At 71.5% G+C, this 22,924-nt stretch carries 15 protein-coding genes; 4 read left to right on the top strand and 11 right to left on the bottom strand.

Going from position 1 to position 22,924, the window contains the following annotated elements; genetic code table 11:
• Positions 1–24: 24 nt before the first annotated feature.
• The 5 genes from DQ384_RS13545 to pstC form a co-directional block, all read right to left on the bottom strand.
• Positions 25–2,394, bottom strand: a complete 2,370-nt coding sequence (locus tag DQ384_RS13545; RefSeq protein WP_114029104.1) for a polysaccharide deacetylase family protein — start codon at positions 2,392–2,394, stop codon at positions 25–27.
• A gap of 14 nt (positions 2,395–2,408) precedes the next feature.
• Positions 2,409–4,382, bottom strand: coding sequence for a substrate-binding domain-containing protein (locus DQ384_RS13550; protein WP_114029105.1), 1,974 nt, complete (start codon positions 4,380–4,382; stop codon positions 2,409–2,411).
• Positions 4,383–4,408: 26 nt separating this feature from the next.
• Positions 4,409–5,179: a phosphate ABC transporter ATP-binding protein gene (locus tag DQ384_RS13555; RefSeq protein ID WP_220182937.1), complete on the bottom strand. Its 771-nt coding sequence runs from the start codon at positions 5,177–5,179 to the stop codon at positions 4,409–4,411.
• Between the two features lie 94 nt (positions 5,180–5,273).
• Positions 5,274–6,503 (bottom strand): phosphate ABC transporter permease PstA, encoded by a 1,230-nt coding sequence (pstA, locus tag DQ384_RS13560; protein ID WP_147268764.1) that lies wholly within the window; start codon positions 6,501–6,503, stop codon positions 5,274–5,276.
• The gene (gene pstC, locus DQ384_RS13570) at positions 6,500–7,504 is read right to left on the bottom strand and encodes a phosphate ABC transporter permease subunit PstC (protein ID WP_220182918.1); all 1,005 of its coding nucleotides are present in this window, start codon (positions 7,502–7,504) and stop codon (positions 6,500–6,502) included. Before pstC ends, pstA begins: the two co-directional genes overlap by 4 nt.
• Before the next feature lie 353 nt (positions 7,505–7,857).
• Here pstC and DQ384_RS41220 point away from each other — a divergent pair, with 353 nt between their 5' ends.
• From DQ384_RS41220 to DQ384_RS13585, 3 genes are read left to right on the top strand one after another with little or no spacing between them, the layout of a single operon-like run.
• Positions 7,858–10,494, top strand: coding sequence for a hypothetical protein (locus DQ384_RS41220; protein WP_181871189.1), 2,637 nt, complete (start codon positions 7,858–7,860; stop codon positions 10,492–10,494).
• A 5-nt stretch (positions 10,495–10,499) separates the two neighbouring features.
• Entirely contained in the window at positions 10,500–12,242 is a 1,743-nt protein-coding gene (locus tag DQ384_RS13580; RefSeq protein WP_181871190.1) for a sortase, read from the top strand.
• Between the two features lie 6 nt (positions 12,243–12,248).
• On the top strand, positions 12,249–14,687 hold the full coding sequence (locus DQ384_RS13585) for an MATE family efflux transporter (RefSeq protein ID WP_114029111.1): 2,439 nt from the start codon (positions 12,249–12,251) through the stop codon (positions 14,685–14,687).
• A 27-nt stretch (positions 14,688–14,714) separates the two neighbouring features.
• Here DQ384_RS13585 and DQ384_RS13590 read toward each other — a convergent pair whose 3' ends face one another.
• Both DQ384_RS13590 and DQ384_RS13595 read right to left on the bottom strand, forming a co-directional pair.
• Entirely contained in the window at positions 14,715–15,593 is an 879-nt protein-coding gene (locus tag DQ384_RS13590) for a sulfotransferase family protein (RefSeq protein ID WP_181871191.1), read from the bottom strand.
• A gap of 163 nt (positions 15,594–15,756) precedes the next feature.
• Positions 15,757–16,944, bottom strand: coding sequence for a substrate-binding domain-containing protein (locus tag DQ384_RS13595; protein ID WP_114029113.1), 1,188 nt, complete (start codon positions 16,942–16,944; stop codon positions 15,757–15,759).
• Between the two features lie 262 nt (positions 16,945–17,206).
• Here DQ384_RS13595 and DQ384_RS13600 point away from each other — a divergent pair, with 262 nt between their 5' ends.
• Positions 17,207–17,653 (top strand): cupredoxin domain-containing protein, encoded by a 447-nt coding sequence (locus tag DQ384_RS13600; RefSeq protein WP_147268766.1) that lies wholly within the window; start codon positions 17,207–17,209, stop codon positions 17,651–17,653.
• A 21-nt stretch (positions 17,654–17,674) separates the two neighbouring features.
• Here the strand turns inward: DQ384_RS13600 and DQ384_RS13605 are convergent, their stop codons facing one another.
• From DQ384_RS13605 to DQ384_RS13620, 4 genes are all read right to left on the bottom strand, one after another.
• Positions 17,675–18,304 (bottom strand): methyltransferase domain-containing protein, encoded by a 630-nt coding sequence (locus DQ384_RS13605; RefSeq protein WP_220182919.1) that lies wholly within the window; start codon positions 18,302–18,304, stop codon positions 17,675–17,677.
• Between the two features lie 98 nt (positions 18,305–18,402).
• On the bottom strand, positions 18,403–19,647 hold the full coding sequence (locus DQ384_RS13610; protein WP_114029115.1) for a glycosyltransferase family 4 protein: 1,245 nt from the start codon (positions 19,645–19,647) through the stop codon (positions 18,403–18,405).
• On the bottom strand, positions 19,644–21,074 hold the full coding sequence (locus DQ384_RS13615; protein WP_114029116.1) for an O-antigen ligase family protein: 1,431 nt from the start codon (positions 21,072–21,074) through the stop codon (positions 19,644–19,646). The genes DQ384_RS13610 and DQ384_RS13615 overlap by 4 nt, the downstream gene beginning before the upstream one ends.
• Positions 21,071–22,513: a hypothetical protein gene (locus tag DQ384_RS13620; protein WP_114029117.1), complete on the bottom strand. Its 1,443-nt coding sequence runs from the start codon at positions 22,511–22,513 to the stop codon at positions 21,071–21,073. The genes DQ384_RS13615 and DQ384_RS13620 overlap by 4 nt, the downstream gene beginning before the upstream one ends.
• Positions 22,514–22,924 lie beyond the last annotated feature (411 nt).

Here is a 22,924-nt window from a genome sequence, read left to right on the forward strand (position 1 = left end):
GTCCCCCGTATTCTGTCGCGGCGGTCACGGGGCGGTGGGGCGGGTGCGGCCCCACGCCTCCGCGACGGTCGCGGGGTCGGTGACGGTCGCCTGGCCACGGGCCATGGCGAGCGCGGCGAGGAAGTCGTCGAGGCAGTACGCCTCGGGGCCGCCGGTCCAGTGGGTGCGCCAGTCGGAGCCGGTGCAGTCCCACGACTCGCCCTGCCCCTGGTTCACGATCCGCTTGCCGCGCATGAACCTGTACGCCTGCAACGACCGCCACGTGCCGGGGTAGCCCCTGAGGAACTCCCCCAGCTTGTCCGGGGCGGCGTAGGTGTAGTTGTTGCCGTCGGTCGGGCTCGGCACCCACTTGGCGCACAGCTTCGTGGTGTCGTTGCACCGGCCTCCCGGGATGCTCCAGGTGTTCTGGAACCACGGCCCGGCCACACCGCCCGGCGCGCCCGGGGGCTTGTTGAAACCGGTGCCGTACTTGCGGCCGAAGGCGAAGCAGGTGGAGACGACGTCCTGCTGGATCTGCGCGGTCAGCTTGTCGTTGGGGTACACGAACAGCCCCCACGCCCGGTCGTGGCCATGGCTTTCGAGCGCGCCCAGCGAGCCGCACGACTCGTCGCGCTGCTCCTGCGGGGTCAGGCTCGTCATGTCGCGGTAGCCGGCGCCGTGGCTGACGAAGCTCCAGCCGTCCTCGTCGCGCAGCGTGGCGAGGTCGGCCCAGTTCGCGTAGCCGATCATGTCCAGGCACTGCCGGCCCTGGTCCAGGGCCCGGTTGACCACGACCGTGCCGGTGCCCGTGAACCCGCTCGCCTTGAACAGGCGGGCGGACTCCCGCAACGGCACGGCGGCGCGCAGCGGCCGGCAGGCCCCGTCCGTCGCGGACCACTGCGTGCGGGACATGAGCAGGCTGACGTACCTGCCCGCCGTCCCGGGGTCGTGGTCGAAGCTCTGCCAGCGCGTGAGCTCCTTGTTCGCGGTGTCCACGATCCTGGCCGCGAGGACGTAGTGACCGGCGGCGGGCGCGCGCCACGTGTGGGACCAGTTCTCTCCGGTCAGCGTCGCGGGGGCCCAGAGGGCGTTGTTGCCCCAGGTCCCGTTCGCCTGCCACCACTTCCCCGTGTCCAGGTTCTCCACCCCGATGACGACCTTGGCGACGGCGACGTCGTCGGTCGCGGTGCCGCGCATCTGGATGTCGGGCGAGGTGTAGCCCTGGCTTCCGACCGGGCTGGTCACCGTCCCCCCGGGCGGCGCGCCGTCGGGGCCGGGCGGGACGACGGAGAAGGCCTGCCAGGGGTGCGCGGTGTCCACCAGGCCCGTCGCGTCGACGGACAGCACCGAAAGGCCGTAGTCGCCCGTGGCGGGTGGCGTCCAGGTGTAGGTCCAGCCGGTCTCCGTGAACGACAGCTGCCCGGACGCCGACGCCTGCCAGGGCTTGCCGTTGAGCGGCCCGGTCAGCGGCACCGTCCGGTCCTGGTAGGCGCCCCAGGTGCCGTCGTCGCGCCACCAGAGCCTGCTGGTCCTGTCCATGATGGCCACGCGGACGGAGGCGACGCCGCGGTTGTCGCTCGCGGTGCCGGTCCAGGTGATCCGTTGCCCGGCCGGGTGGGTGGCCTGCCCCGCGGCCGCGGTGACCGCGGGCGGGGCCGCGTCCGTTCTCAGCAGGATTCCGGGCGACGGGACGGTGACGCCCTGTGCGTTCCGGATTCTGACGCTGACCCAGAAGTCCCCCTCGCGCGGGGGTGTCCAGTCGTAGGTCCAGGTCACCCTGGCCGCGCCCGGCGCGTCGAGGGTCACGGGGAGCGCCTCGAACGCCCCCCAGGTGCCGTCGGCGTGCCAGAACGTCCCGGCCGCCGCGTCGAAGATGGTCAGCGCGGCCCAGGTCACCCCGCCGGCCGCCTGGCCTGCCCCGCGCATCGTCGTCTTCGCGCCGACCCGCGCGATCGCGCCGGCGGAGGGCTCGGTGACGACCCCCGCCGGGTCGGCCAGGGCCGCGGGCAGGTCCACGACGGTGAAGCGCCGGTAGGGCAGGGTGGTGTCGACGGAGCCGTCGGCGGCGACCGCCTTGGCCTGGACGAGGTAGTCGCCGGGTTCGGGGGCCTGCCAGGTGAAGCTCCACGAGCCGCCGTCGAGGGACGCCTCCTGGCCCTGGTAGTCGCCCCACGTGCCGTCCGAGTGCCACCAGACGTTGCCGACGCGGTCGGAGACGGCGACCACCATCCTGGCGGCGCCGCTGAGCGTGCCGCGGAAGGTGATCGGCGCGCGGGTGTACAGGACGCCGTCGGCGGAGGGCTCGCCGATCGTGCCGGACGGGGCCGCCGCGGCGGGCGCGGCGGCCGTCGTGACCAGTCCGGCGGCTAGCACCAAGAGGGCGGCCAGGCCGGTGAGCAGTCGTCGGACGTTCATGTGGTGCGCCGGTCTCACTCGCCGCCGGGCCGGCCCACGCGGGCCAGGCGGCGGGCGCCACCGATGATCACCGGCGCGAACACGATGCCGACCAGCAGCAGCGCCAGCCCGAACAGGCCCCAGGGCGTGCCCGCCTGGGCCGCCACCGTGTTGACCTCGCGGGCGGCGTTCGCGGCGAGCGTCGGGTTGATCATGCCGTTGCCGGTGGCGCCGGGCGTGCCCGGGGCGCCAGGAACCTGCTGGACGTTGGGATCGCCGGACGTGGGCAGGCCGTTGGTCGCGACGGCGCCGGGGTCGCCCGTGGCGCTGGGGCCGGTGGTGCCCGGCGCGGTCGGGTCCCCGGTGTTCTGGCCGGGCTGCGGCGCACCGGTGCTCGCTCCGGGAGAGGGCGTCTTGCCGCCGGTGCCGTTCTTGGTGGGCGTGCCGTTCGGCGTCTTGGTGCCGTTCTGGTTGGTCTTGTTGGTGTTCTGCTTGTTCGTGTTCTGCTTGTTGGCGTTGTCGTTCTTCTGGTCCTTATTCTGGTCGTTCTGGTTCTTGTTCTCGTCCTTGTTCTGGTTGTTGTTCTGCTGGCTATTCTGCTGGTTGTTCTGGTCGTTCTGGTTGTTCTGGTTGTTGTTCTGACCGTTGTTCTGGTCGCCGCCGCCACCCCCGTTGTTGTTGCCGCCGTTGTTGTTCTCCTGCGGCGGGGGGTCGTTCTTGGTCTCCTGCCCTTCCTGTTCGCACGAGGTGCCGTCCGGAAGTTTCAGGCTCTTGTAGAACTTGCCCCACGTGGCGGCCTGATCCGCGTTCGGAATCGCCGGGTGACCGGGCACCTGGCCGAGTACGGCGAAGCCTTCCTGGATGAGGTTCGTGGGCAGCGGCGAGTAGCCGATCTTGTCGACGTTCTTCTGGCCGTCGGTGATCGAGTACAGCACGAACTTGGCGAGCGTCTCGCCCTTGGCCGGGTCGAGGCCGTCGGTGGGGACGATCACGTAGTTGTAGCTGGAGATCGGGTAGGCGCTGGGCGAGGGGTGCGTGTGCACGCCGTCCAGGTTGTAGGTGCCGTCTTCGTTGCGACGGGCGTTGGTGAGGGCGATCGCCTGGTTGCACGCCGTGGGCAGAGTGTAGTTGCCGGCGACGTTCCTGATGGTCGCCACTGGGACGTCGAGTTGCTTGGCGTAGGCGTACTCCGCGTAGCCGATCCAGCCCCAGCTCGGGTTGCCCTGCTTGACCTGGATCGCCACGCGGTCGGAGCCGTCCACCCGGTCGATGTCCGGCCGGTCCGGCCACTCGTCGGTGGCGCCGCACGCCTGCGGGGTGCACTTGTTCGTCGGCCGCGTGGTCGCGCACCCGTTGGGGTTGCCGTCGATGCCCTGCATGTACGCCTTCCAGCGCTGCGGGTCCATGTGGTTGAGGTAGTCGGTGAAGACCGCCGTCGTCCCGGAACCACCGGCGCGCACGACCGGACGTACCCGGACATGCGGCAACTGGGCGGCGATGCTGGGGTTGTCCGCCTTGACCGCTGGGTCGTCCCAGTACATCTCGGGGTTCGCGCCCGGGTCGGCGCAGGAGAACATGTTCTGCGTGAACAGCTTCACCAGCAGCGGGCCCGAGAGCTGGAGGTTGCTGATCGGCCTGCCCGCGTTGTCCTTGAGGTTCACCATGATGGCCGTGCCGCCGGCGACCAGCGGCATGTAGGTGTATCCGAAGGACGGCTTGGTCTCGTTGCCGAGGCCGCCGGGGAAGTTGTAGGACACGTCGCTGGAGGCGAAGTCGACCAGCTTGTTGGTGAAGTCCGTCCGGCCCTGGGTCGAGCCCTTCGGCTGGAAGTTGACGCTCAGCCCCTGCTTGGCGACGTCGGACATCCACTGCTGGATCGCGATGAACGCGAAGGTCGAACCGGACCCGTTGACGGCTGCGCCGGCATACGCGGGCACGGTCACGACCTGTGCGAGGAACGCCACCAGGGCCACCAGGGCCAGGCGGGCGGCTCGTCGGCGGACAGCCATTCGTCTGCTCCTAAACTCGGGAAGACTCAGCCGAAGCGGCCGTTGACGTAGTCGGCGGTCCTCGGATCGTTCGGGTCCGAGAAGAGCCGGTCGGTGGGGCCCTGCTCGATGACCCGTCCGGGCTCGTTCTCGGCCGCCAGGAAGAAGGCGCAGTGCTGGGAGACGCGCTGCGCCTGCTGCATGTTGTGGGTGACGATGACGATCGTGACCTGGTCCTTGAGTTCGAGGATGGTCTCCTCGATGCGCCGCGTGGAGGTCGGGTCCAGGGCGGAGCAGGGCTCGTCCATGAGCAGCACGTCCGGGCTCACGGCCAGGGACCTGGCGATGCAGAGCCGCTGCTGCTGGCCACCCGACAGGCCGCCGGCCGGGGCGTCCAGACGGTTGCGGACCTCGTTCCACAGGCCCGCCCGGCGCAGGCTGGCCTCGATGAGGCCGTCCCGGTCGGCGACCTTCTTGCCGGTCAGCTTCAGCCCGGCCGCCACGTTGTCGGCGATCGTCATCGCGGGGAACGGGTTGGGCTTCTGGAACACCATGCCGATGCGGCGGCGGACCTCGGTGAGACGCAGGCCCACCCCGTAGATGTCGTGGCCGTCGAGGAGGACGGAACCGGCGAGCGTGGCGATCGGCACCAGCTCGTGCATGCGGTTCAGCGTGCGCAGGAAGGTCGACTTGCCGCACCCGGAGGGCCCGATGAGCGCGGTCACGACTCCCGCGTCCATCTTGATGTTGACGCCCTCCAGCACCTTGCGGGACCCGAACCAGCAGCTGACGTCGACTCCTTCGAGAACGCCGCCCATCGGGCCGGGCACGGCCTCCTGCGGGGCCATAGGCCGCGTGTGGTCGAGCTCTGGCGCGGTCATGGATGTCCGTCCTTCCACACTGGGTACTGCGTCAGCGGCCACGACGGCGCCCGCCACGGCCGGGGATGGGGATCCGGAACCTGCGCCGCCCCGGACCCGCCGAGCCGACCAGCCGGGCCAGGATGAACAGCAGGAGCACGATGACCAGCAGGATCAGCGCGCCCGCCCACCCGCGGTCGACCTGGCTCTCCTGCGAGCTCCTGATCTGCGTGAACACGAAGAGCGGCAGGTTGTCCTGGAACCCGGACAAGGGGTTGGGGTTCAGCAGCGTCGTACCGCCCGTCGTCATCAGCACGGGCGCCGTCTCGCCGACCACGCGCGCCATGCCGAGGATCACGGCCGTCGACAGCCCCGCGCGGGCGGTGGGGAGGACGACCATCAGGACGCTGCGCCAGTACGGCGCGCCGAGGGCCAGCGCGGCCTCGCGCAGGCTGCCCGGCACCACGCGCAGCACCTGTTCGGCGGTGATCGTCACCGTGGGCAGCATCAGGATGGACAGCGCGAGAGACCCCAGGATGCCCGACTGCCCGATGATGTGCGGCTTGATGAACAGCGAGAAGATGAACAGGCCCGCGACGATCGACGGCAACGCGGTCATGGCGTCGGCGACGAGGCGGACGGGCCGCGCGAGCGGGCCCTTGATCTCACTGAGGTAGACGGCGGTGAGCACGCCGAGCGGCACCGCGATGACCGTGGCGAGCGCGAGCTGCTCCAGGGTCCCGATGATCGAGTGGAGGGCGCCGCCGTCCGTGGCCTCCGCGAGCGGGCCGACGAACTGCATGGTCTGGGTGAAGAAGTTGCCGCTCAGGGACTTCAGCCCGCGGTACAGCACGTACCCGATCACGAAGACGATCGGCGTGAAGGTGAACAGCGCGCCCGCCATGACGAAGACGGTGGCGACTCGGTCCTTCGCCGCCGTCGTGCCCTGCCCGTCCTTTGTCACGAACCAGTAGATCGGCAGGAACAGCACGAACCAGATCGCGAAGAAGGCGAGCGGCATGATCCGGAAGGGCAGCAGCCTGTTGAAGATCAGCCACGTCAGGAAGAACGAGGCGGCGAGCGCGCCCGCGGCCTCCGCGATGTCGCTCCATCGCCACGCCCGCGGCCTCCGGCGCGGCGGCACCCTGCGGGCGGGGCCGGCGGGCGACCCCGTGGACGGCCCCGTGGACGACGCCGTGGGCGCGCCCTTCGATCCGGCGTCCAGGGACGCGGGGCTCGCCCCGGGCGCGGCCGTCAGGGCCCTGGTCTCCTGTGTCGTCACGTGCTCGCTCCGGATCGGGACCTGCTGACCACCATCGCCGCCAGGAAGTTGATGGCGAAGGTGACGATGAACAGCGCGAGGCCCGCGGCCATCAGAGCGCTGAGGCCCATCTCCTTGGCGTCGCGGAACTCGATGGCGATGCCGCTCGCCACGGTGATGCCGCCGTTCTCCAGGATCCTGGGCTTGATCTCGAAGGCGATCGAGAGGATCAGCGTGGCGGCCAGGGTCTCCCCGAGCGCGCGGCCGAGGCCGAGCATCGAGCCGCCGATGATGCCGCCCTTGCCGAACGGGAGGACGACCGAGGTGATCATTCCCCAGCGCGTCCCGCCCAGGGCCAGCGCGCCCTCGCACTCGTGCCGGGGCGCCTGGGCGAGCACCTCACGGATGATCGAGGTCGTGATCGGGATGGTCATGCAGGCGACGATCAGTCCCGCGTTGAACAGCGACCCGCCGGTGGCCGACGCCTCCGCCAGCGGCAGCCAGCCGCCGAACTGCGCGACCACCCAGTCCTCGATGGGCGCGAGCGCCGGCACGAGGAAGAACAGCCCCCAGATCGCGAAGATCAGGCTCGGGATGGCCGCCATCAGGTCGACCAGCGACGTGAGGCTCCTGCGAACGGCCCGGGGGGCGTACTCGTTGATGAAGAGCGAGGTGCACACCGCGACGGGCACGGTGATCGCCATCGCCACCACGGCGCTGACGAACGTACCGAACATCATCGCCGCGACGCCGAATCTCGGCGGCTGACCGTCGGGGGTCCAGACTTTCTCGGTCAGGAACGAGAACCCGGCCTCCTTCAACGCGGGCCACGCGCCGATCAGGAGGAAAACGCCGATGAGCGTGATGAGCAACAGCGTCGCGGCCGCGCCCGACGACACGACTGCCCGGTACACCCGGTCGGCGTCGGTCAGCCGGGCTTCGAGCTTTCGCGGTTCATCGGCATGTGGCGGTGGTTCGGGCACATCGCTCGGGACCGACCCCTGAGGGTCAGTTGTCTGCACGTCGATCTCCTCGTCAGCGGGCGCTGAGTCTCCAGCGATTCCTCGACGGATCCTCACGGCCGTCGCGTGGTCCCGGCAGGTTGCTCGAGGTCCGCCGCAAGTGTCGGACATGTCATATGGCTGATGCGCTAATGGCGCGTGAACACGCGTGGGCAGGTGCTCGACGGGCACCATGCACCGTTCCACCCGAATCCGAGGCCATTTCCAGAACGCGAATCCAGGATGAACGAACTCGGACGACCCCACGACGAATGTCCGCACCCATTGTCCGCGGTGAGCTCGGAGCGCTTCCCTATATGGGGCATATGCAGCGAGGTACGCACGCCCCGTTCAGGGCATCTAGGAGAGCGGACGTGTTGCGAAGAAGGCGTTTGGCGCTGCTGGCCGTGGCGGTGACGGGAGGTTCCGCGATCTTGGCGGTGGGCCCCGCACCGGCGCAGTCCCCGGCGAGCGCGGCGGAGCCGACCCCGACGGTCGAGGTGTGGTCCGCCGACGGCAGCACGAGGCTGGACGGGATCACCAACCAGTTGCTCGGCCCGCAGCAGACGGTCACGGTCAAGTGGTCGGGTTTCACCCCGAACTCCTCGATCGTGCTCACCCAGTGCACGACCCCCGGCCGGGCGTGGTACGTCTACGACGGCAGCGTCATGAACGCCACTAACTGGAGCCCGTTCGACTGGTGCGGCCCGCAGATCCGCAAGCCGGTCAGCACCGGGCCCGACGGCAGCGGCTCGGCGACGTTCACCGTCAAGCAGGGCACGATGGCGCCCTCGGTCGTGTACAGCACCGGCGCGAACACCAAGACGAACAAGTCCTTCCTGTGCGCGGCGAACGCTCCCTGCATCGTCATCGCCAGTGAGTGCGAGTGGAGCCAGCCCCTGGACTACCAGACCACCTGGCCCCAGACCCTTTACCCACGCGCGGCGCAGCCCGAGGGCGTCGTGGACCCCGCGCGGGCGGCGGCGAGCCAGAGCCTCAACTTCGCCCCCGGCGATGACGGGAACCCGATCACCACCGTCATCCCCCCGCTGACCCTTCCCGAGTTCCCCAAGGACAAGCCGCCGCCCGTGCTGCCGCCCGTCACGGGCGGGAAGGTCGGAGGCCCCATCTACGGGACCGGCTCCGCCAACGTCGCGACGGTGTTCGAGGGCTGGCTCATCGACGTGCGCGCCCAAGCGAAGGCGGCGGACGCCGGGTACTCCCGCACGACGTCCGACCAGGGCGGCGACGTCCTGAAGTCCGGGTTCGACACCAACTTCGACAGCGGCGCCGACTACGCCGTCACCGGCATCGATTACACAAAGGACAAGGTCGGCGGGGACGTCGCCTACGCTCCCATCTCGCTCACCGCCCTCGCCATCGCCAATCAGGTCGAGGTCGCCGGCCAGCCGATCCGCGAGGCGCGGATGAGCCCCCTCACCCTCGCCTGGATGCTCGGCCGGAACGCCGCGCCCACCACCGGGCCGCTGAACGACCTCAACGCCTACTCCATGGACTGGGGCGTGCTGTCCGGCGGCGGGAAGACCATGCTCGCCAAGGACAACCACGGCTGCGAGCTGCCTCCCCGCTCGGTCACCCCGATCTTCCGCCTCGGCAAGTCGGCGCAGAACAAGGTCCTTTCTGCGTGGCTGGGCGCGAACATCCCGCTGGAGCTGTTCAAGAAGGAATTCCCCATCAGCGACCCGGGCAGCCTGGAGTTCCTGTCGAGCCAGGCCGGAGTCCGCGGCACCCAGAGCGGCGCCGAGACCGCCTCCCAGCTCGCGACGCAGTTCGGCGACCTCACCAAGTCCAAGGCCGACGGCTCGCCCGACGAGAACGTGTTCGGGTACCGCAACGGCAGGGCGTCGCTCGGATACCTGGACATCACCGAGGTCAAGGCGTACGCCGAGCGCGGGTTCACGCTCGGCGTGTCCCCGCTGCTCAACGCGGCCGGGAAGTACGTGGCGCCGACCAAGGAGTCGATCCTCGCCGCGTTCGCGACCATGAAGAAGGAGGCCGACGGGACGTACACGCCGGTCTTCGACGCCAAGGACGCGGCGGCGGCCTATCCCCTGCCGATGATCCACTACCTCGCGGTGCCGAAGAGGAACGCCGACGGGAAGAACCCGTTGCCGCAGGACAGGCGCATCGCGCTCGCCGCCCTCATCAGGTACATCGTCGGCGACGAGGCGCAGGCGAAGGTCGAGCGGCTCGGCGGCGCGCCGCTGCCGCAGGCGCTGCGCGCGCAGTCGCTGCAGGTCGCCGACATGCTGGAGACCCCGGACACGCCGAGCGACGACCCCACGCAGCCGCCCGCCGGGAACGGCGGGGGCGGGAACGGCGGCGGAGGCAACGGGGGAGGCGGCAACGGCGGTACCGGACCCAAGACCACCAACGAGGGGACGCCCGGCCCGCCCGACGACAACGCGGACCTCCTCGACGGCGCCGCCAGGCCGGCCCCGACCGCGACCGTGCGGATCACCCACACCCCGTCCCCGCGCGCCACCGCCAAGTCCTCCGGCACCGGCAAGTCGTCCGGCGGCAGCGGGAGCGGCGGCTCCTCGAACCAGCAGCCGATCGGCGGCGGCACGAACAGCGGCACGAACACGGGCGGCACCGGGGCGGGCGGAGCGACCACGACCCCGCCCCCCGCCGTCGACCCAGGAACGGGAACGGGCCAGACCCCGCCCGCCGAGACCACGCAGCAGCCCGGCGCCCAGACGACCCCGAGCGCGCAGCCACTGGCCAACGAGGGCACCATCCGCGGCGGCACGATCCCGGCCGCCTCGTGGGCCGCGCGGACCAGCCTGCTGCTGATCCTCGGCCTGATCGCGCTGTCGGTCGGCGGCACCTGGCGCGGGTACGTGTTGTGGCGGATCCGCGCCAACGCGGTCACCGCGACGGCCGCCGGACCCAAGCCCCCCACCGGGGCCCCGGGCTCCGGCGCCACTCCCCCGGCGACCTCGAACTCCGGCACGACTCCCCCGGCGACTCCGGGCTCCGGCGCATGACTCCGATGGACGTCGCGTCGCCGGCCGAAGGAGGCGGCGAGGAGGGGTACACCGCCGCGCTGGAGATGGCCGACCAGGCCGTGGCCCGGCTGGAGGAGACGGTCGCCCGCGTGTCCGGCACCGGCGGCGGGCCGGAGCATGCCAACGCCCTCGTCCAGGCGGGGTCGGCCTCGGTGCTGCTCGGGCAGCTCGAACTGACCGTCCCCGCCCACGACACCGCCCGCAGGGCCGTGGCCGTGGCCCTGCGGGCGCGCTACGACGACGCGCTCCTGCGGCTCGGCGCGGTTCCCGCTCCCGCGCAGGCGGCGCCCGCCATGCCGTACGGCCCGGCGCCGTGGATCCAGGTCGGGCCCGGGCAGTGGATGCCGCTGCCCCCGGCCACCGTGCCGGGCATGCCGCCCGGCTATGCCCTGCCGCCCGGGTACGGACTGCCGTACGCCGTTCCGCAGGGGTACAGCGTGCCCGTGCCCTACCCGGGGCACACCGGCTACCCGGGCCACACGGTCCTGCCGGGCCAGACCGTGCCTCCCGGCCCGGGCGTGCCCCCGGCGCAGGGCGCGCCTCCGGCCCAGACGGGTCCGTCCGGTGACACGGCACCGCAGGCGCACACCGCACCGGCCGCGCACGCCGCGCAGACGATGGGCCGGCCGGCGGCGTCCGCCCACACGGCGCCTCCCGGCCACCAGTTCGCCCAGCCCCCGGGTCACCAGTACACCCAGCCTCTCGGCCAGCCGTACCCTCAGGCCTACACCCAGCCGTTCACGCAATCCTTCGGGCGGCCGATGCCGCCCGGGCCGGGCGCGCCGATGTACCGCATGCCCGCGTACGCCCCTCCGCCGAGGGTCAGTTGGTGGCGCACGCTGAAGAAGTCGATCGGCGACCTCCCCCCGGAGGTGCGCAAGCTGGGCGGCGTCGCGATGAGCGCGCTCACCGTGATGGGCGCGCTGCTGGTCGCCTTCTCGTTCTACGCGTCGTGGTTCGGCCACCTGACCTACGAGCGCAACCAGCGGATCATGGTCGACGAGATCAACGACAAGTTCAAGATCGCCGCGGCGATCGCGGCGGCCCCCCAGCCCGGAGACCCCAACCTGGCGGCCAACCCGCCGCGCGGCGAGCCCATCGCGTTGCTGGAGATCCCCAGGATCGGCGTGCACGAGGCCGTGGTGCAGGGCACCGGCACGGCCGAGCTGAGGTCGGCGGTCGGCCACTACCGGCCGTCGTCGATGCCGGGCCAGGTCGGGAACGCCGTCCTCGCCGGGCACCGCGACCTGTACGGCGCGCCGCTGGCCCGCATCGGAGAGCTCAAGAGCGGGGACAAGATCACGGTCACCACGCAGGAGGGCAAGTTCTCCTACACGGTGGAGACGACGCTGCGCGCCAGGACCGGCGAGCAGGACTTCATCTCGCAGGCCACGATCGTCAACCGGCTGACGCTGCTGACCACGCTGGAGTCGGGCGGCGGCGGCAGGCTCGCCGTCGTCGCGCGGCTCGACGGCCAGGTCGCGTCGCTGAAGACCCAGGACGAGAACCAGGTCAAGGTGGACGAACTGGGCCTCGGGCGCGATCCGACGGCGTGGTGGCCGAGCATCGGCTGGGGCGTGGTGTTCTTCGGCCTGCTCACCGGGACGTTCGCGCTCTATCGCCGGTGGCGGAGGGCGTCGGCCTACGTGCTCACCACTCCCGCGCTGCTGGCGATGGTGCTGATCTGGTTCGAGGCGCTCGCCCGCCTGTTCCCGTCGACGTTCTGAGCCGCGGTGCAGGCAACGAGGCTTCGCCGCCGGCTCCCCTTCACGCCGAAGACCGCGTGGGGCATCGCCGACCAGGCCCTGGCCAGCGCGACGAGCATCGCCCTCACCGTGGTGGTGGCGCGCGAGGTCGACATCGCGGCGCTCGGCGCGTTCGCGATCGCCAACACGCTCTACATGATCGTGCTGGGGTTCTCGCGGACGGTCGTCTCCGAGCCGCTGCTCGTCCGGTTCAGCCACGTGCCGCCGGACGAGCACCGGCGCGGCGTCCGCGAGTCGACCGGGCTCGCGCTGCTCATCGGCCTGCTCGGGGGGCTGCTGCTGATGGCCGTCGTGCCCCTGTCCGGGGGCGCGGTGGCCGAGGCGGTCTACCCGCTGGCACTCTTCCTTCCCGGCCTGCTGCTCAAGGACGCCTGGCGGTTCGCGTTCATCGCCGCGGACCGGCCGGGGCAGGCCATCCTGAACGACGTCATCTGGGCCGCCGGACAGGTCGCCGGGGTCGGCTGGGTCATCCGCTCCGGTCACCCGACGGTGGGGGGCATCGTGGCGGCCTGGGCGATCTCGGCGACGGTCGCCGCCGTGGCGGGGGCGGTGCAGGCCCGCGTCCTGCCGGCCCCGTGGCGGGCCCACCGATGGGTCCGCGCGACCTGGGACCTGCTGCCCGCCTACACCGTCGAGTTCGTCGCGCGGATGGGCGGGCGCAACCTCGCGATGCTGGCCATCGGCTGGGCCGGCGGGCTTCAGGTCCTCGGGGCGATCCGCGCGGCCGAGGTCGTGTTCGGCCCGCTGAACGTGCTGCTGCAGGCTGGCGGCCTCGTCGCCATCCCCCAGGCCGTGGGCGCGCTGAGGCGCTCGGCCGCGACCCTGCGCACCACGGTGGTCACCCAGTCCGCGGCCCTGGTCGTGATGGCCGCCGGCTACACGGTGGTCGCCCTGGTGCTGCCCGTCGGCGTCGGACGGGCGCTGGTCGGCGAGTCGTGGGGGCTGGCCGAGTCCATTCTGCTGCCGACCGCCCTCCTGTACGCGTGCGTCGCCGCCATGACGGGGCCGGTGGTCGGTCTGCGCGCCCTCGGCGACACCCGCCGCAGCCCGGCCGTGCGCCTGATGTTCGCTCCCCTCTACATCGGCTTCAGCGTGGCCGGAGCCGCCTCCTACGGCGCCGTGGGGGCCGCGACGGGGCTGGCCCTCGCCAACCTCGCCGGGGCGGCGCTGTGGATCTGGCAGTTCCACTCCGCGGTCCGCGGGGCCGAGCCGCCGGACTCCTCGCCGCCTCTGGTCCCGACCTCCGTGTCCGCGCCCGTCGCGGCGCCCGCTGCCAAGCCCGCGCCGGCGCCCCCCGCACCGGCGTCATCGGCCCTGCCATCCATCCGACGAGTCACCCGAGGAGACACGATGGAACTCTCCGAATATGGGCGACGGTATCGCGGGATCATCGTTCCGCTGGCCGCCATTCCCATCGTCGCCGCGGCGGGCGGCGCCGGCTGGGCGTACCTCCAGCCGCTCACCTACCGGCACGTCGTCGAGCTGCAGGTGACCACCCCGGACGCCGCCGGGGGCGCCGCCCTCGCCGAGCAGTCCGTCGCCAACTACCGCACGCTGGTCGGCTCCGCCTCGGTGACCGAGGCGGCGGCCAGGAAGACGGGCGTGGACGCCGGCAGCGTCGCCGGCGGGCTGACCACCGCGCGGCCCGACGGCGTCAAGGAGCGCGGCACCGTCGTCCAGGTCGTCTACACCGGCGAGGACCCGGTCAAGGCGGCGGCCGTCACCCGCGCCGTGGCCACCGCCGCCCTGGACGCGCTGATCGACCCGTACGTGCAGCGCGCGAAGTCGGACGTCGCCACGGCGCGGCGCACCGCCGACGACAGCGCCAAGGCCCTGGCCAAGGTGGTGAGGAAGAACGGGCTGGCGCCCGACCGCTACCGCGTGCTGTACGCCGAGATCACCCGGCTGCAGTCGGAGCTGGCGGCTCCGACGGGCACCCGCGACAAGAACGAGATCCTCAAGGCCATCAGCGACCGGCAGAAGCAGCTCGCCGCCCTCACGCCCGACCTGGTGCCGTTCATCGCGCGGCAGAACGAGTCCGACCAGGCCAACCGCTTTCTCGTTCAGGCCACGCAGACGCTGCGCCAGGCCGAGGCGCGGCTGGCCCAGTCCAGGGCGTCGATCCGGCCGGTCACCCCCGAGGGCGAGGCGGTCGCGAAGTCGCCGCTCGTGGCGAGGTCGGCGGCGATGGCGGGCGGCGTCGGAGCGCTCCTGGCGGTCGTCATCCTGCTGCTGCGCGAGCTGCTGCGCCAGCGCCGCCCTGTGGTCCACCTCGGCCCGCCGCGCGTCTCGGCGGTGCAGGCGATGCCGCCGGGGCAGCCCCCGCAGCACGACGTGCGGGTGATCGAGCCGGAGATCCGCGTCCTCAGCGGCGGCGAGCGCACCGAGCACCGCCAGCTCGGCTGACGCCCGGTTCGCTCAGATCTGTAGCCCTCAGAGCTGGTAGCCGAACCGTTCGAGGTGCCCGCCCAGCGAGCGGTCGAGCAGGCCGACCTGGGCGGGGGTGAGGTCCCGGCGGAAGGCGTCGGCGCGGCTCGCCGAGAACGAGTACCGGGCGAAGCCGCGCTCGAAGCCGTGCGTCCAGGACAGGCCGAGGAACTCCAGGATCACTTCCAGGTGCTTGCGCGGGTCAGCCACGATGTCCTCGTAGCGCACCTCCAGCCAGGCGTCCTCGGGCAGGGCCTCGCGCGCCGCGCCGTAGGCGTCGATGAGGTGCTTCCAGGCGAGCCCGGCGAGGTGGACGAGCGGGCGTCCCTCCGCGTCCCACTCGCGTGCGTACCGCTCGGGCAGCGGCCCGAAGGACCAGCCCTCGGGTCCGAGGTGCCCGCGCCACCAGGGCATCTGCACCAGCGAGTTGGCCACCGCGCGCCCGTCGCGGACGATGTGGACGAACCGCGTCCCGGGGAAGATCTCTCTGAGGAAGCCGGTCCGCGGCCACCCGGTGAACTTGTGCAGGTACGCGGGGGCGCCCTCGGCCTCGGCGCGGGACTCGAAGAACGCCCGCGTGCGCCGGGCGAGCCACGGCGTGACGTCGGAGGCCAGCAGGTCCCGGAACGGGTCCACCAGCAGGGGGGACACCTCGCGGGCGAGCGCGCTGTAGGCCTCGGAGGGCGCGTAGCGCAGCCGGCCCTTGGCCGTCAGCCGCGGCGGCACCCGGCGGTAGATCGCGCCGCTGTTGCGGCGGACCCAGCCGGGGCAGCGCGCGTACCGGTCGTCGAGGTTGGAGACGAACCCCACCTCAGGGTGCCGGGCGAGCACCTCGTGGACGAGCGTCGACCCACAACGCCCGGTACCGATGACGAAGCTGAGCACGTGTTCTCCCGCCGAACCCGAACCGACCAATGAAATAACCCCGCGACCTCGCCGGTCACGCCGGACGAGAGAGGCCCCGCCGGACGGCCGAACCGGGCCGGGCTCGTGCGAGCCCGGCCCGGAACGGTACGGCCGTGTTGAGAGACCGAAGGTGGAAACTACGTCAGTTCACGTCGAACGTGACGCACTTGTTGCCGGTCGGGTTGACCTTCACGAAGCCGTTGGCGGTGATGACCTGGTCGATCGCCACGCCCCAGTTGCGGTCGACGTTCGCGTTGACGATGCCCGGGTTCGGGTCGCCGGTCGGCTTGCTGTGCAGGGCGTTCGGCTTGCAGATCCAGCCGGCCTCGCCCACGTAGCCCTGGATCCACGCCGGGCCGCCGCGGCGGTAGGCGTTGAACAGGGTGCGGTTGAACTGGTAGGTGCCGTTCTGGATCGTGGTGGGAGACGCGGCGATGCCGTTCACGCTGATCAGAGCGGTCCCGGTCGGGCTGCAGTCGGCCTCACCGGTGGTGTACTTGCCGAACGACAGGGCCCAGATCGACCGCTGGCGGTCGACGGCGGGCAGGGTGTTGATCGGGGTGCAGTTGTTCTCGAAGAGGACCTGGCCGCCGGTGGCCGCGACGCAGGTGTTCGGGTCGCCGCCGAGGAAGCCGGACCACGCCGAGTAGGTGCCGGAGCTGGTCTGGATGCCGTTCACGCGGATGAGCGCGTTGCCGCCGCCGAACTCGTTCCAGTTACGGTTGCAGCCGCCGGGGCCCGTGCCGAGGAAGATCTCCTTGAGCTGGGCGACCGTCAGGTTGGCCACGCCGTCGGAGGCGCCGCCGGTCCACCGCGGGATCGCCACGGCGTCCTTGGCCCAGCCGACGTAACGGAGCTTGTCGTTGGGGTCGTTCTTGCACTCGCTCGGGGCGCTGCCCGGGGCCGAGGAGGAACGCGCGTAGCTGTAGTACAGGGTGCCCGACAGGCCGTCGTTCTCCTGGCACAGCATGCGCAGACCGGCCGAGGAGCCCTGCGGGAACATCTCGGTGGCGACCTCGTGGTCGTAGTTCTCCGTCGTCACGGTGGTGGCCGTGTCGGCGAGGCAGGTCCACTGCGGGGTCGCCGGCGGGACGGTCAGGTTGCAGCCCGGGGCCTCGTTGAACAGGTTGTCCAGGTCCTGCATGGCGAAGTAGGTCGTGTCCGACCCGGCGCCCGTCATGACGAAGTTGAAGTGGCCGTCGGAGAAGTCGGGGAGCGCCGAGGCCGGGAGCGCGAAAAGGCTCACGGAGGTGAACACGGCCGCGATGGCGGCGACGCGCCGGGCCAGGCCGCGCAGCCGGCTCTTCTTTTCGGAAATTTCGATGGACATGAATCCTCGATCCTCGGGGGATAGGGGAGCGTCGGCGCGCGGTCCGTCCCGAACAGGGGTGGTTTCGTCGCGACACCACTGGGATCATCAATGCAGTTCCCCTGTTCGCCAACTAACCAGGTGTGTCCGCCACGGGAACGTGAGATGAGCAGGACGGATATTTCGGGATTCCGGGACCGGTCCCGCGATTTATCAATTCGTTTACCGAGTCAGCACTTCACAGACCTGCTTTCGGCGCTTCAATCCCCGAGAGTGCCGTGTCATGAGAAATGCGGCGATCAGGATTTCGGTGGCGATGGCCGGGCTGGCGTGCGCGGCCGGCTGCGCGGTCGGCCAGGCGGACCAGGGTTTGCCCGGCAGGCCCCTCGAGAACGTGACGGCGCCGCCGCTCACCTCCGCCGACACCCAGCGGATCGGCTCGGGCCTGACCGTCAGCCTCACCGCCGGCGGTCCGGTTCCCCGCCAGCTCGTCGCCGGCCTGGGTGACACGATCACCTGGCGCAACGACTCGGGCGGGAAGGTCTCGGTCCACCTGATCGACGGCACCAGGCCCTCGGGCGACATCCCGCCGGGCGGCACGTTCACGCACGTCTTCGAGACGGTCGGCTCCTTCGCGTACCGGACCTCGAAGGACGGCGAACCCGTGGGCTTCGTCGAGATCCTCCCGCACGCGGGCCAGGAGCCCACCCCGGCGACCCCCACCCGCTGAGCCGCACGCCGGCCGGGTCCGTCAGGAGGCCCGGCAGGCGATCAGCGACTTGGTGAGCCCGGCGAAGCGCTCGGCGATGAGGTCCGAGCCCGGGAAGTAGTGCCGCATCTGCGTACGGCTCATCAGCTCCACCTCCATCACCAGGGGAAGCGCCTCGGCCCGCGAGCGGGGACGCTTTCCCCACGCCGACAGCGGCCAGCGCGCGGCGATCGCCGTCTGCGCCGGCAGCGGCAGGAACTGGAACAGAGGGAACACCCAGTGCGGCTCGACCGGGAAGTACAGGTAGGGCACCTGCACCCAGTGCCGGTCGGACAGCATGTGGACGGAGTCGGCGAACCGGGCGCGCCTCTCGTGCCCGCCCACGTGCTCCATCACCGAGTTGGAGAAGACCAGGTCGAACCGCCGCTCGCGGAGGTGCGCCGGCAGGTCGCAGGCGTCGCCGATCTCCATGGTCACCCAGTCGGGCAGCACGTCGTCGGCGACGCCCTTGACCGGCGGCTCGGGGTTGATCAGGTGCACGTGGGCGGGACGGACCGGGGAGCGGGTCCAGGTGCGCACGGTGCCGCCGAGGTCGACGACCTCCATGTGCGCGAGGTCGGGGAACCGCTCCAGCAGCATCCCCATGCGCTTGGCGCGGAATCCCGTGTTCAAGGAGTTCGGCTGGCCTATCAGACGCGAGCGCACGCCTTTGCCGCGGTCCGGACGTACTTCGTCTACCGACGTCATCTCTGGTTCCCGTCTCACTGTGGTCACTTCTTCGCCCGGCCGCCGGCGCGGCGGGCCTCGGCGTAGATCTCGCCGAGCGCGCTCATGTGCCCCTCGGGGGAGAAGCGGGCGTTCGCCGTCATCCGCGCCGACCTGCCCATGGCCAGGCTCTTCTGCGGGTCGCGCAGCAGGGCCAGCGCCGCGGAGGCCAGCTCCATGGGGACGTCCGGGGGCACCAGCCGCCCGGTGGCGCCGTCGGTGACGAGCTCGCCGATGCCGCCGACGGCCGTCCCGATCACCGGGACGCCGCAGGAGAACGCCTCCAGGATCGTCATCGGCTGGTTCTCGTGCCAGCGGGACGGCACCAGCAGCGCGGTGGCCGAGCGGACGAGCTCCAGCACCTCCTCCCGCGACCTGCGGCCGAGGAACGTGACGCGGCCGGGCACGAGGTCGGCGGCCATCTTCTCCAGCCGCTCGCGGTCCGGCCCCTCCCCCGCGACGACCAGCCGCGCGTCCGCGCCGAGCAGGCTCATCGCGCGGATCGCGGTGTCGATGCCCTTGCCCTCGTGCAGCCGGCCGACGCACACCAGCGGGCCGCCGGGCTCGGTCTTCTGCGGGGGGTCGGTGAGGTCGACGAAGTTGTCGAGCACGCGCAGCCGGTCGGGGTAGACCTGCGCGCGGGTGAGCTGCCCGGCCAGGAACTTGCTGGGGCTGATGAAGATGTGGACGCCGTCGTAGGCACCGAACCGGCGGTGCAGCCAGGTCTCGGCGGCGAGCACCGCGCTGGCCGAGCGGGAGTCGTCCTTGCAGCGGCGGCGCACCGCCTCGCGCAGGCTGCCGCCGACGCACGCGGTGCACACCTTGCCGTGGTCGAGGAAGGAGTACGACGGGCAGACCAGCTTGGAGTCGTGCAAAGTCATGACGACCGGGACGCCGGCCTGGCCCAGCGCGGAGACCACCGAGGGCGAGAGCTGGTGGTAGATGTTGTGCAGGTGCGCGACGTCGGGCTTGAAGTCGGCGATCACGCGGGCGAGGCCGCGCCGGGCGCTGGTGGACCACAGCATGCGGCCGACGCCCCTGGCCTTGGCGAAGGGGCCCCGCGGCGCCGGGTTCAGCTCGACGTTGCGCGGGAAGTGCTCCTCGTAGCGGGAGGGGATGTTCTCGGGGTGGGCCATGGCGTAGAAGGCGACCTCGTTGCCGTTCCTCACCTGCAGGTCGGCCAGGCCCAGCATGTACGCCTCCGCCCCGCCACGCCGGTAGAGGAACTTGTTGACGTGCAGAACCCTCACTGGGTCTCCTTCCCGGGCGCCCCGATGCGAAGGGCAAGCCCGGCGAACACCGCGAGATACCACATGACGACCACGGCGGTCATGATGTTGTCGGCCAGGGCCGATACGGCGAAGGCGGCGACGCAGCCGGTGAAACCGACGGCGATCCCGCGCGACGGGTCGGCCACGCGAAGGCCCGGCGGCCGGGCCGTCGCGCGCAGCGCCTGTCGCGCGGCGATGAACAGGGCGGCCAGCAGGCCGAGGTAGGCCAGCAGGCCCACGACTCCGGACTCGACCAGCGCCCGGACGTAGTCGTTGTGCACCTCTTTGTAGAGGAACAGCCGGGCGGTGCCGAGCCCGACGCCGGTGACCGGGTTCTCGGGCAGCAGTCCGGTCGCCTCGATCCAGTGGTCGAACCGCCACACGAGCGAGTTGGCTTCGTAGCCGCCCGCCGTGTAGGTCTGCGACAGGTCGGAGAACCGCGCCAGCACCGACGGCACGGCCAGGACCACGCCGCCGACGACGGCCACGGCCCCGAGGATGATGCGGCGGTCCTGGAGGAACCCGACCACGAGCACGCCGACGAGCGCGGCGATCCACGCCCCGCGCGCGGCGGTCGTGACCAGGGCGGCGCCGAGGCCCGCGACCAGCAGGAACAGCGCGACCCGCGCGCCGCCGCGCACGTGCCACAGCAGCGCCACGCCCATGATCATGATCGTGTAGCAGAACTCGCCCAGCGCGTTGGGGTGCCAGAACGTGCCGACCGGGCGCATGAGCCCGTCCAGGTCCACCAGGCCGTTGCCGGTGACGACCTGGTAGAAGGTCACGAGCACCGGGACCACGCCGGAGGCGAACACCGCGCCGAGCAGCGGCCCCCTGCGGCCCGGGTCCTCGGCCACGAGCCGCTCGACCACGAAGATCATGACGAGGAACGCCGCGACGCGCGAGACCTCGCCGACGCTGACCGCCGGGGCCCGCGAGCCGAGCAGACTGAACAGGCACGCGCCGAAGAAGGTCAGGGCGGCCATCGGCAGCGCCGGGTGCGGGCGCGCCTCGATCGGGCGGCGTCCCTGCACGACCAGCCAGGCGAGCCCGGCGCAGATGAACAGCACCGCGAGCATCGAGGACGGGTCGAACAGGCTGGACGCTGTCGGCTGCCCGCCTCCCCCGTCCACCGTCGCGCCGATGTCGGCCAGCTTGGCCGCGTCCAGGCTCGACCGGATCGCCAGGACGATGACCAGGAACAGCGTGAACCGCGTGACGGCGACGACGGTCAGCGCGCCGGCCATCACCAGCGCCACGGGCATGATCCACGCGCTGCGGGGCGCGCCGGAGGCGAAGACGGCGCCGCAGTACACCGCGAGGGCGACCGCGCTCGCGCCGGCGATGACCAGGCTCTTCTCGACGGTGGCGCGGGGCCTGCCGTACGCGGAGCTGTGCGGGATCATGCCGCCTCCAGCCAGCGCAGCGCGTCCGCGTAGGGCGCGGGGAAGGTGACGACGAGCGGCTCGGCGCCGACCTCCAGCGTCCCGGCCGTCCAGGACCACGAGCGGCCGCCCGGCAGCGCGGTGACCGCGATCGGCCGGTCGGCGTCGAGGGCCGGTCGCGGCTGGGCGACGGGCGTCCCGCTCGTGCTCCAGAGCACCAGCGTCGTCGTGCCGCCCTGGTCGGCGAGGCCGCCGGCGAGTCCGGGGCGCGTCACGGGGTGCCAGGCGCCGGTGGCGAAGTGCTTCCTGAACGTGTCGTACACGAGCTTGGCCGGGCGGGCGACGTTGTCCTCGCCGTACAACCCGCGCCAGTGCTCCGAGCCGGCGAGCGCGCCGGCCGACTTGTAGTTCAGCGGCAGGTACACGACGCGCTTCACGCCGCCGGCGAGCAGCAGGGTGACGAGCTTGGCCGTCTCGGTGCCGTGCGGCGCGGGGTCGTAGTCCGGGCCCGGCCAGTAGGCGCCCACTTCCCAGCCCTCGATCGGCATGCCCGCGGGCACCCGGGCACGGATGTGCGCGAGGACGTCGGGGACGGCCTGCCAGCCCGCGTAGTAGTGGAGCTGGACGATGTCGAAGACGCCTTCCCTGTCCAGCTCGAACACCGCGTCCTGGGCCATGACGGCCCGCTGGGCCCTCGGCAGGGCGAACGCGGCCCGCAGGTCGTCGGCGGTGTTCGCCGCGGGGAAGCCGCCGTCCCCGCGCCCGGCGTAGAAGTCGCGGTAGAAGGCGAGGGCGCGGTCGGGCCGCCCGGCGTCCAGGAGCGCCTTGGCGACGGTGATGCCGTAGCCGGCGCTGGCCACCCCGGCGTCCAGCACCTTCGCCTGTGGATCGGCCGCACGCACGGCCCGCGCCCCGGCGCGGCCGACCGCCTGGTACTCGCGCGGGTCCACCCCCCAGGAGGTGAACGCGTCGATCTCGTTCTCGATGCCGTACAGGTGCACGCCCTTGGCGGCGTAGCGGGTCACCGTGTCGCGCACGAACGCCTCGTACGCGGCCGTGTCGGCGGGCGGGTAGGACACGGCGACGCGCGGGCGCTCGGCGTCGGGCCTGCCGCTCGCCCAGCAGGATCCGACGCGGATGCGCAGCATGACACGGTAGCCGTAGGCGACCAGGTCGCCGACGACGCGGTCGTCGAGCCACCAGTTGCGCTCCCCGGGCCTCGGCTCGACGGCGCACCAGACGATCTCGTGGAACGTGCCACCGCCGCCGTACGACTCGATGACGGCGTCGTGGACGGTGGGCGGATGCTGGTAGCCGTCCCACTTCAGACCGAAGGGCTGCTCGGGCGGCTGCCGATGGACCGGGGTCTTTCCGGGCTCGGGCCGCGGCGGGCCGGCGGTGCATGCGGTGGCACACAGAACGGTCATGACCGCGAGTACGGCCGCGACCACGCGGATCACGTTTTCTCCTCCCAAGGGACAGCCATTTATAGCGCCCGCGACGCGTATCGCACAGCGACGATCAGGCGAACCGATAAATACGCGAACAGAAATGACAGGTGGCGTAAATTTCATCTTTGCCGGGCTGTTCGGGCCTTGACCAACCCACAAAACCCATGTGGAATACAGGGAATCGGCGACAACGACGCGCCTGCGCCGGATCGGGCCGCCCAACCGCAGCTCAAGCGCGGGTTTCCCGCCGAAAGGGCCGGAGATCTTATCCGGAACTTATCGACCGGCGACGGTACGGATCATTAACGATCACTGGCGCGGCCGCGAACTTCTCCCTCAGGGAAAGCCCCCGCCGGCCGCGGCGCGCATGGGCGAGGTCGCGGGGGCCAACCATCGGTGAAGAGCGCGGAAATACCCCGG

The organism is Sphaerisporangium album, from assembly GCF_003323745.1.
Classification (GTDB): domain Bacteria; phylum Actinomycetota; class Actinomycetes; order Streptosporangiales; family Streptosporangiaceae; genus Sphaerisporangium; species Sphaerisporangium album.